Origin of the sequence: Dermabacter sp. (assembly GCF_032550575.1) — a bacterium.
GTDB classification, from domain to species: domain Bacteria; phylum Actinomycetota; class Actinomycetes; order Actinomycetales; family Dermabacteraceae; genus Dermabacter; species Dermabacter hominis.
Genome location: NZ_JAWFZC010000016.1, coordinates 1 through 3333, shown reverse-complemented (window position 1 = coordinate 3333; position 3333 = coordinate 1). Strand labels below are relative to the sequence as shown.

Sequence of the window (3333 nt, the reverse complement as noted above, 5' to 3'; positions counted from 1 at the left end):
GGCGTGTACTTCTTGCGCTGTTGACTCACAATGAACATCCTCTCCTACGGACACAAGATCCGCACTAATAGGGTGTCCACTAAACGAGGGTAACCTCAGTGAGGATGAGCCACGGGTCACGGTTTGTTTCGTGACCAGACCGCGCCGCTCTGCTTTCCCATTCGCATCGGTGCCGTCATATTCAAACGAGGTCACGCCCTTGCCGTCATCGACCGAGGTCACACGGGCTTTCGCGTCATACGTCGTCGTGGTGACGTCCCCCAGCTGGTTTGTCGAGGTGATCTGTTTGCCCCACGCGTCGTAGGTGTAGGACTGTTTCGCACCCGCGATACCAGTACCAGCACTGTTCGCGACACCGACGGCGTCCACAAGGCCCGTGGCCTGGTTGTACTGGGTGAAGATCGCATCCATCGGCACCGATCCCGCAAGTCCACTCGTGGAGGTTTTCGTGTAGATAGCGCGGCCTGCGGCATCGTATTTCACGCTCGAGGTCCGCGTCGCGGCACCAGATGTCTCCACGGTTGTAGTGGGGGCGAGCCAATAGTCATACCCGGTGACCTTGCTGCTCGGCATACTCGGCCCCTCGCTTGGGGCAGAGGCTGGGAACGTGCGACACACCTCCCCCGCCCAGGCTTTAGCCTGCGCCGTGTTGCCACAGGAAGCATCCGCAGCATTGGGCCCTGCCGTGTAGTAAATGGTGCGAGTCGTGCCTGCATCGTCACCGTTCGAGGTCGGCGCGATCGTGGTGACAACTTTGCCGCGGGGATCAAAGATCTGTTTTGTCACGCGGCCGGCGTTGTCGGTCACGGTGGTCGGTGTTCCGAGAGTCCAGCCCGACGTCGGTGAGGTCACGGCCGAGCCGTCAAGAGGGTTGTAGCCGTTCTTTATGGTCGACACAGCCTCCACCACGCTCACCGCGTCCGGGCCACTACCTGTCGTGACCGCATCCGAGATCACGGTCGTGGCAAGCGAGTACGGCTGACCGGTCGCGGCATTGATCCCGTTATTGGGTGCTCCTTCGTCATAAATCGTGCGTGAATGCGGTCGCACCCTGGCTGTGGAGCCGTCATTGAGCATGACGTCGCGGGCAGGCCCGAACGTCTCCTCGACACGAGACCCGGCGGGCACGAGCACATTGCCTGCAGTGTCTTTAATTTCTGCGTTGTAAACGGTCTGCTCGGACAGGTCATCCACCTGGGCCTGCGACATGTCCGGGTCAGCGAGGGTCGTGTTGACTGCATTCTCGTCGAGGGTGCGGACCACGTTGCCCTTGGCGTCATACCACGTGGCATCAATCTGCCACGCACCAGCGCCGTAGCTGGCCGTGTTGATCGTGTATGCGTCCGCGTTGATGTAACTCAACGAGGCGTACTGCATGTCCGCAGCCGGAACGTCTTTGCCTACGAGGGCATTCACGGGATGGTCCGAGCCGAATACGGCGTAACCGTTGACTGGGACCTGAGCGTCAAACTCAGGCGTGCCGTCGGCCTCTTTCACCCATGCCTTCACACCCGCACGTGACAGATCCGGCAACCCGGCCCCGCTGGTGGCAACGTTGTAGACGATGGATGCGATCTGGACGGGAGGGGCGCCGGTAGTTTGCCCGTCCCGCTGGACGTTCTTCACCATCATCGTCGGGATCGAAGGGTCAGGGTTGGGTGCGTAGTTCATCGTGTAACCCGCAAGACCACTCGGGGTGATCGTCTTGAGCCTGGTCGATGCTCCATCCCACGTGTAGGTGGTCTTGAGCCCTGAGCGCACATCCGTCACGCTCGAGAGCCTGGTGAGTGAGTCGTAAGTGTAGGTCGTGACAGGTGTGGTCACCATTTGGTTCGTGGCAGGGTCAAACAGTGTCGCTGATGCTTTTGCAAGCCGCTGCACGCTCATTCCGTTCGGGTCCGTGACACTGGTGTAGGCGAGCTCTACCGCGCGGCAGCCAGGCTGCAACACGCCCGAAGGAGGGCACGCCCCGGCTGCAAGACCATCAGGAAGCGGCGCAACGATACGCGTCACCACACCAGTGGTCGCGTCGTAACCGAACGTGGTTGAGGACCCATCCCCCACCGCGGCGATCGACACCGGCCTAAAGTCAAGATTCTTACCCGCACCACCAGTCGTAGGTTGGAATGTTGTCACGGTCCCATCGTCTTCAGTCACGACGAGGGTGGGGGCCGCCGCTGTACCAGTGATCTTTGCCGTTACGCCGGAGAGTTCCGTGTCGGTCGTTCCGGGCACGAGGGTGCCGGTGACCGTTTCGCGTTTACCGGAAGGGTTGACGAACACGAGCGCGTCGCCGTCTTCCCCCATGAGAGCGATCGACCCGTCACTCATGCGCTGATCAATCACTTCCACGCCGGCGAGACCAGCGGAGTCGTCGCCTTCCAGGTTTGCCGTGAACCCGGGGCCGAAGATGCCAGTGACAGGGTCCACTGGCCACGCTTTCACATCGCCACTACCCGTAAACGATAGGTGCGAACGCGACAGCGTAATATCTGACCCGTACCCGGGGACAGTGACGTCCGTGTCGGAGGTTTGAAACTCACCCGTGTAGAGAGCGACCTGACCGGTTTCGACATCCGTGGTTGGGTAACCGTCGCCGAAAGCGTGTGGGACGCGCACCACCACAGTCGGCGCAACACCACCGGTACACATGGGGGTCTTCACACCCGAATAGGTGAAGCAGACTTGGAAATCCATGCGCACCGGACCACGCGAAGCTTTGTTCGCCGCCGCAAGTGCCGCGGCTGCGTCAAACGTGCCGGTGAACACGGTCTCTTTGCCCAGCGCACCCGTCACAGCAGTGGCACTACCCGCGTTGATCCAGGTGTCGTTGCTGCCCGACGGGCGCCACTGCATTTGCGCAGAGACGGTCATCTCGTTCGCGGTGCGTGGTGGTGCTTTCGCGAGCACCTTGAACTCGCCGTTAGATGCCTCGAGCCGTCCCGGGGAATACAAGGCCGGGCCGCCCCACCCGGCAGTGAACACGCCAGCATCGGACGTCAGGCGTGATGCTGTGGACACGCGGGCTCTGATTTGGTGCCCGCCCGCCGTCTTTGGCAACGACACCGTGACGCTCTTGCCCGCAGTCACCGCAACCGTCGCCGCTACCGTAGCCCCATCAATCCGGTAATCAAGCTGCACGGCCTGGTTATTACCGGTGAGCACTGGTGCAGTGATCGTGCACGGCACATTTGCGCCCGGCACATTCGTTGTCCATGATCCATTGCTGTAGCTCTGGGGTTACCCGCAAATCGTGGACACGTAGTGGAGCTACCTAGTGGTTAGGCAGCTATTTCTTTTCTGCTAGTGATTAGACCAATTTGGTTCTCAAAG

1 protein-coding gene is annotated in these 3333 nt (G+C 60.9%); it reads right to left on the bottom strand.

Annotated elements, in window-relative coordinates:
• The coding region (locus E6X30_RS10265; RefSeq protein ID WP_316336196.1) for a hypothetical protein at positions 1-3204 on the bottom strand (3204 nt) is incomplete at its 3' end.
• Positions 3205-3333 lie beyond the last annotated feature (129 nt).